Annotated in this window: 1 protein-coding gene; it reads right to left on the bottom strand. The window is 38.0% G+C overall.

Features of this window, described 5'->3' with window-relative positions; all coding sequences use genetic code 11:
- Positions 1-179: 179 nt before the first annotated feature.
- Positions 180-384, bottom strand: a 205-nt coding sequence (locus J7R10_RS09590; protein WP_208436553.1) for an RsmE family RNA methyltransferase, incomplete at its 5' end; no start/stop codon positions are given.

Below are 384 nucleotides of genomic sequence, written 5' to 3' on the forward strand. Positions count from 1 at the left end.
ATGTTACGTACCAATACACCAATCATGCTCTGCTTTACATCCGCCTTAGAAATAGCTAACCAAGGAATCTAAGTTATAAATTTCACTTTCAGCCGTTATATCAAGCGCCATATCTTATTGTATCCTATCAACAGTTCCATCATTTTAAATGAATCAGTTAGAATGATTCTACGAACTTCTCAATTAATTGACCAATCCCCCACGGTAACATTAAGAAGAGCCAAAGCAGCAACAGCGGCAGTGTCAGCACGTAAAACACGTGGCCCCAAAGATATCGGAATCACAAATGGATGGTTTTTTAATAAGTTCCGCTCTTCCTCACTAAATCCACCTTCTGGACCAATGAGAACACCAAATGTTGTCATTTCATACTTTTTTAAAAGA

The sequence above is a fragment of the Bartonella vinsonii subsp. berkhoffii ATCC 51672 genome (assembly GCF_902825225.1).
GTDB classification, from domain to species: Bacteria; Pseudomonadota; Alphaproteobacteria; order Rhizobiales; family Rhizobiaceae; genus Bartonella; species Bartonella berkhoffii.